5 protein-coding genes are annotated in these 5,712 nt (G+C 69.5%); 1 reads left to right on the top strand and 4 read right to left on the bottom strand.

Annotation, left to right across the window (positions count from 1 at the left end; genetic code table 11):
- The 4 genes from HMPREF1138_RS01885 to HMPREF1138_RS01870 all read right to left on the bottom strand — a co-directional run.
- The coding region (locus HMPREF1138_RS01885) for a hypothetical protein (RefSeq protein ID WP_009055910.1) at nt 1-214 on the bottom strand (214 nt) is incomplete at its 3' end.
- Nucleotides 215-378: 164 nt separating this feature from the next.
- Complete coding sequence (locus HMPREF1138_RS01880; protein WP_009055918.1) at nt 379-1,869, bottom strand: DUF1846 domain-containing protein; 1,491 nt, start codon at nt 1,867-1,869, stop codon at nt 379-381.
- Between the two features lie 131 nt (nt 1,870-2,000).
- Entirely contained in the window at nt 2,001-2,651 is a 651-nt protein-coding gene (locus HMPREF1138_RS01875; RefSeq protein WP_009055913.1) for a LuxR C-terminal-related transcriptional regulator, read from the bottom strand.
- On the bottom strand, nt 2,648-3,838 hold the full coding sequence (locus HMPREF1138_RS01870; protein WP_021612046.1) for an ATP-binding protein: 1,191 nt from the start codon (nt 3,836-3,838) through the stop codon (nt 2,648-2,650). Before HMPREF1138_RS01870 ends, HMPREF1138_RS01875 begins: the two co-directional genes overlap by 4 nt.
- Before the next feature lie 258 nt (nt 3,839-4,096).
- On the opposite strand from HMPREF1138_RS01870, the gene HMPREF1138_RS10600 reads away from it, so the two are divergent.
- A partial coding sequence (locus HMPREF1138_RS10600; RefSeq protein WP_039936512.1) for a PspC domain-containing protein occupies nt 4,097-5,712 on the top strand: 1,616 nt, incomplete at its 3' end.

Raw genomic sequence — 5,712 nt, 5'->3', positions numbered from 1 at the left:
CGGGCGCGGACGAGGCCGGGGCAGCCTCCCACGCGGAGGCCTCCCCCGAGCCCCCACCGGGGACGGCAATGTCGGGCCAGCCGCCGTCGTAGTCGGCGCCCAGCGCGTCCTCCACGTCGAAGGCGGGCACCTCCGGCGGCACGTAGTCGTCCTGGCGGCCCCCATCGGGGCCGATCAGGAAACCAAGGTCAGGCAAAGAAGTCGCGTCACTCATCGTCTCCAAGCCTAAACCGCCCCACCCTCAGCTGCGGCACTCACCCCGGGTGGCGCCAGCCACGAACGGCCAGATCGGGTGAGCCAACCGCGACAGGCGGCACGCGACGAGGCCGGGGCGCCCCGCGCTAATACGCGAAGGAAACCCCGGCCTCGTACCAGGAGCTACTTCTTGCGGTACAGCGACTTGGTCGCGTACACGGGCTCGGTGGTCACCTGGATGCCGAGGGAACGGAAGATGCCCTCGTCCACGGGGCCCAGGATGACGGACTCGTGCACGTCGCAGTCGCGCAGGGCGCACAGCTGGTCGAGGGCGCGGCGCGCGTTGTCGTCACCGTTGGCGGACACGGCCAGGGCAATGAGGACCTCGTCGGTGTGCAGGCGCGGATTGCGCGAGCCCAGGTCGTGGGTCTTCAGGCGCTGGATAGGCTCGATCGACTGGGGAGCCAGGAGCTGGACCTCGTCGGGCAGGCCCGCAAGCTTCTTGAGGGCGTTGAGGAGCATCGCCGAGGAGCAGCCCAGCAGCGCCGACGTCTTGCCCGTGACGATCTGGCCGTCGGGCAGCTCGATCGCGGCGGCCGGCTCGCCCGTGGCCTCGGCCAGGTCCAGGGCGGGACGCACGACCGGGCGATCCATGCGGCCCACGCCCACGCGGCTCATGAGCAGGGAGATGCGCGCCGACTGCACGGGTTCGCTCATCTCCTTCTTCTCGGTCACGAGGGCCTTGTAGTAGCGGCGAATGATCTCTTGGCGCGAGGCCTCCCTGCAGGCCTCGTCGTCGACGATGCAGTGGCCCGCCATGTTGACGCCCATGTCCGTGGGGCTCTTGTAGGGGGAAGATCCGAGGATCTTCTCGAAGAGGCGGTTGAGGACCGGGAAGATTTCGACGTCACGGTTGTAGTTGACCGTCTTGATCCCGTAGGCCTCCAGGTGGAAGGGATCAATCATGTTGACGTCGTCGAGGTCGGCGGTTGCCGCCTCGTAGGCGATGTTCACCGGGTGATCCAGCGCAATGTTCCAGATCGGGAAGGTCTCCCATTTCGCGTAGCCGGACTCGATCCCGCGCTTGTGGTCGTGGTAGAGCTGCGACAGGCAGGTCGCCATCTTGCCGGAGCCCGGGCCGGGAGCCGTCACCACGACGAGGTCGCGGCTGGTCTGAACGTACTCGTTGGCGCCGTAGCCCTCGTCGGAGACGATGCGCTCCACGTCCGAGGGATAGCCGGGGATCGGGAAGTGGCGGTAGACGCGGATGCCGAGCTTCTCGAAACGCTCCTTGACCTCTGCAGCAGCCTTGTTGTCGTCCGTCCACTGCGTGATAACGACGGACCCGACGTACAGGCCGCGCTCGCGGAACTCGTCGATCTGGCGCAGGACCTCGTCGTCGTAGGTGGTTCCCATATCGGCGCGGACCTTGCGGCGCGCGAAGTCCTTCGCGTTGACGGCGACGATAATCTCGACCTCGTCGGCCAGCTCGCGCAGCATCCGCACCTTGTTGTCGGGCGTGAAGCCGGGCAGGACGCGCGAGGCGTGCATGTCGTCGATCAGCTTGCCACCAAACTCCAGGTACAGCTTTCCACCGAACTCGCCGCGCCGTTGGGCGATGTGTCGAGACTGCATCTCGACGTACTGATCACTATCAAAACCGATGCGGTGCATGCATCCTCCGAGGTCGCGGAAATAAAAGAGGCCGTCCGTGTGGGGCGGTCAGGCGCAGTCGCGCCCTCGGGATTCCATTGTAGGCACGCACGGCCCCCGCTAAAGAAGGCGCGCGCGAAAGGGGGCTGACCTCACACGATGTGGCGCTGCATGGCCCAGCGCGTCAGCTCGTTGCGGTTAGAGAGCTGGAGTTTGCGCAGGACGGAGCTGACGTGCGTTTCCACGGTCTTGATGGAGATGAACAGGTCGTGGGCGACTTCCTTGTAGGTGTAGCCGCGGGCGATGAGGCGCATGACCTCCTGCTCGCGGGCGGAGAGCAGGTCCAGCTCGCTGTCGGTCGTGGAGACCTCGCCGGTCCCAAAGGCGTCGAGCACGAAGCCGGCCAGGCGCGGGCTGAAGGCCGCGTCCCCGGCCGCCACTCGCCCGATGGCCTCGACGAGGTCGGGCGTGGAGATCGACTTGGTGACGTATCCGCGAGCGCCCGCCCGGATGACCTGGACGACGTCTTCGGCGGAGTCGGAGACGGACAGGGCCAGGAAGTGCAGGCCCTCGATGTCGCGGCAGGCGCTGGCGACTTCGGCGCCGCCTCCGCCGTTGCCGCCGGGCAGGTGCACGTCGAGGAGGGCGACGTCGGGGGTCAGGGCGCGGCAGGCGGCGATGGCGCCTTCGACGTCGGAGGCGTCCCCGACGATCTCGAGGTCGGCCCCGGAGTTTTCGAGTTCGGATCGCACCCCGGCGCGAACCATGGGGTGATCGTCGATGACGAGGATGCGGATGGTCACTGTGTCCTCCCGGTCGGGGCTGTTTGTTCCAGGATATCGGAGCGGGGAACGCTCAGGGCGATTTCGGTTCCGCGCGCGAGACGCCTGATCGTGGCCTCTCCCCCGGCGCGGCGCATGCGCCCCACGATGGAGTCGCGCACGCCGTGGCGGTCGGGGGCGATGGTGGCGAGGTCGAAGCCCGCGCCGCTGTCCTTGATGAAGGCCTCCACGGCCTGGGGGCGCACCTCGACGTAGACGGAGACGGGCGGGGCGCCGTGGCGCACGGCGTTTTGGCAGGCCTCGGCCAGGGCCGCGACGAGGGCGAGCTCACCGGGACCCGGCCGCATGTCGCCGACGACGACGACGCTGATGGGCACGCCGTAGCGGCTCTCGACCCCGACGACGGCCTCGGTGACGGCGGCCTCGAGGGAGTCGGCGGCCCCGGCGTGGCCCGTGTAAAGCCAGGCGCGCAGCTCGCGCTCCTCCGTCAGGGCGATGGCGCGCACGCGGGCGGGGTCTTCGGCGGAGGCGCGGATGAGGGTCAGGGCCTGGAGGACGGAGTCGTGCAGGTGGGCGGCGATGTCGGCGCGCTCGGCGTCGCGCACGCGCTGGGCTTGGGCCTGGGACAGGTCCTTGGTGGTGCGCAGCCACATGGGCACGAGGGCGAAGAGGACGCCGGCGACCAGGGCCGCGCCGATGAGGCCGCCGCGCAGCAGGATGACGGGCGGGTTGTCGCGTGAGGCGACCATGACGACGCCGAGGCTGAGCAGCGCGATGCCGCCCAGGACCGCCCCGATGAAGCGCATAGAGCGCCAGTTGCGCACCTCGCGGCTCTGGCTCCACACCAGGGTAATGCCGGAGACGATCGAGATGATGGATCCCATGTCGCGCCAGTCGAGGGTGCTCGTCGCGTTCAGGATCGTGCCGGCCACGGCGGCAACCAGGAGCCCCACGCCCGTCGCGATCATGCGGTTACGCGCGACCTGGGCCGCCCGTTCCTCTCGCAGGCGCACGAGGCCGGGGCTGAGCGTACCCGACGCCGAGGCCTCGGGCGTGTCCTCGGGGACCGTCACCCACAGCCACAGGTAGGCGAGGGCGCCCACGCCGAGCACGGTGAAGCCGATGAGCGTGACGCGCACCAGGAGCACCGGGATCCCCAGGTGCACGGCCAGGCCCGAGCAGACGCCCCCCATCCAGGGGGTGGGCATGTCGGGGCTGGAGGAGGTCGCGCGCACGAGCGGAGGCCTGGCGGGGGGCGCCGGAATGGGCGGCGTCCACCCCGGTCGGGGGTAACTCTCGGGTCTGCTCACCCTCCCATTGTGGCACGCCCGGGCAGGAGGCCAGGGGTACCCCCGAGACAATCAGGGGCCGTTCAGGGAGTCCCCTACTGTCGGAGCACCCCTGTTGTTTGGTTGAGTAGTGGTATCGATCCACGCATCGTGGATCCCATCGAGAGGAAGTGCACCATGAGTTGGTCTCACGGTCCGTCGGACCCCAGCGGCAACTACCAGCAGCGCCCGCCCCGCAACAGGTTCTTTGAGTCCATGCGCGGCTCGGGATGGTACCGCGCGCAGCCTCGCGTCGTCGGCGGCGTCTGCTCGGGCGTGGCCGCACGCACCGGGTGGGACATGTCCCTCGTGCGAGTGCTGACCGTCCTCGCCGCGTTCTTCATCCCCTTCGTGCCCCTCGCCTACGCGCTCGGTTGGCTCCTGCTGCCCGAGGCCCAGGACGGCCGCATTCACCTGGAGGAGGCCCTCGAGGGACGCTTCGATATCGCCGTTGTCGGCGGCATTGTCCTCGGCCTGTTCTCCCTGTCGTCCCTCATCCCCTCTGCGGGCCTCATCTTCGGGGGCGCCGGCATCGGATTTGGCTCCTTCTTCGCGCTCGCCATCATCGGCGGCCTCATCGGCCTCGTGTATCTCGTCGTGGCCAGCGCCAGCTCTCCGAACAAGCGGCGCGGCCCGGGGGCCTCCGGCCAGCAGTACGGGACCCCGCAGTACGGGACCCCGCAGTACGGCGGCCAGCAGGGCGCCTCGCCGGCGGGGGACACCGCCCCTTTTGGGGGAACCACCCCGTCCGCTAGCGACGCGGGTCCCGCGTCACCGGGGCAAACGAACCCCGAGCACCCCGCCGGATACCCCTTCTACGGAGTCCCGGCAGACTCCCCCAGCGCCTCCGGGGCCCCCGGCGCGCAGGCCGGGCCGCGCCCGGCCGCCGCTCATCCCTCCCAGCCCCACCCGGGCTGGAGGCCCCCCTCGGGCCCGCCCAAGCCTCGTCAGTGGACCCCGCGTCCCGCGCCGACCCACCGGCCCCGCACGGTGTCCGCGCGCGCGAACCTGGCTATCACGGGCCTCCTGGTCCTCGTCGCTGCCGCCGTCTTCGCCGGCATCTACATGGTTGACAAGGGACCCTCCATCCCCTTCATCACGGCCGCAACACAGTCCCAGACGATCGCGCGCATCATCGTCATCGGAGGCGGCGTGTGCCTGATCATCGTCGGCCTCTCCCTCGCGATCGCAGCCCTGCGCGACCGCAGCGCCGGCTGGCTCACGACCCTGTCCATCCTCGGAATCATCGTCGCGCTGCCCACCGCCGCCATCGGCACGGAGGCCACGCGGGGCGCGATCACCACGATCGGCTCCACGATCCAGAATCCGGCCAGCGACAAGACGGTGGATTGGACCGTCAGCTCCGTGCAGGGCTCGAGCCCCCTGGGCACCGTCACGCTCGACCTGAGCGGCGCCCCCGCGGGCACCACCAAGTCGATCACCGTGAGCTGGCAGGCCTGGCAGAACCTGACGATCAAGGTCGCCGAGGGGCAGCCCATCCAGATCGTGTGCCAGTCAAGCATCGATTCCCTGGCCACGAACATGGACGACGACGGCTGGGCCGCTCCGCTAAAGGACTGCTCCGACAAGACGGCGACCTCCCCCTCGTGGGGCAAGTCCTCTCTCGGCGGCATCACCGTGCTCATCACGCAAGACGCGGAGTTGGAGAACCTGACGATCCTGCAGACCCCGGATTCGTCCGGCACGTGGGGTTCCACGCCGGCGCCGACGCCCAGCGTGACGCCGAGCACAAC

The organism is Actinomyces sp. ICM58 (assembly GCF_000283035.1).
In the GTDB taxonomy this organism is placed as follows: Bacteria; Actinomycetota; Actinomycetes; order Actinomycetales; family Actinomycetaceae; genus Pauljensenia.
Note: the sequence above shows the minus strand (reverse complement) of the source record. Positions and strands in the feature narration are given on the sequence as shown.

Excerpts from the sequence above, each read along its gene's own strand:
- HMPREF1138_RS01880 (WP_009055918.1), bottom strand. The coding sequence starts at position 1,869 with ATGCACCGCATCGGTTTTGATAGTGATCAGTACGTCGAGATGCAGTCT.
- HMPREF1138_RS01870 (WP_021612046.1), bottom strand. The coding sequence starts at position 3,838 with ATGCCCACCCCCTGGATGGGGGGCGTCTGCTCGGGCCTGGCCGTGCAC.